Origin of the sequence: Campylobacter sp. RM12637 (genome assembly GCF_020137645.1) — a bacterium.
GTDB lineage: Bacteria > Campylobacterota > Campylobacteria > Campylobacterales > Campylobacteraceae > Campylobacter_E.
Window position 1 is genome coordinate 1 of sequence record NZ_JACGAV010000056.1, and the last position, 573, is coordinate 573.

1 protein-coding gene is annotated in these 573 nt (G+C 25.7%); it reads right to left on the reverse strand.

What is annotated here, in order from left to right; genetic code table 11:
- Positions 1-281 precede the first annotated feature (281 nt).
- On the reverse strand, positions 282-573 hold a 292-nt coding region (locus AVBRAN12637_RS09715), incomplete at its 5' end, for a methyl-accepting chemotaxis protein (RefSeq protein WP_336615832.1).

The following is a 573-nucleotide window of genomic DNA, read 5'->3' on the forward strand; positions in this document are numbered from 1 at the left end:
AAAAATAGATGAAGGTTTTTGAGTATATCCTAAAGAGTTATACCCCCCCCCATATAAAAGAAAAAATAACTTTCATTTATTCTCCTTTCTTGATTTTTCTTGATTATAACACATTGAATGTCAAAATTCTGTCCATATAAAATTTTTTAAAAATATTTTTTAAATTTCATTAATTTTTACAAGAATTTGAATTAATAATTTAAAAAAAACTATGATTTAAATTTAAGTATTTTATATAAATAAAAGGAATTTCAATTAAGAAATTCCTTTTGTAGTGTTTATTAGAACTTATTCTTCATAACAGCTTCAACAGCAATACTAGCCATTAAATCTACTTCATCTGATATTTTATTAGTATTATCAGCTACTACTACATTAGCGCGTGTTAGCTCATCTATACTACTTATTGCTTCATTTATTTGAGATATTGCTTGAGTTTGTTCTTTAATGCTTTCACTCATATCATTTATACCTTGAGTTAATACATTAACACTTGCTTCTATTTCTGTTAATGATTTTTGAGTGCTTTCAGCTAGCTTTCTTACTTCATCAGCAACTACAGCAAAGCCCCTT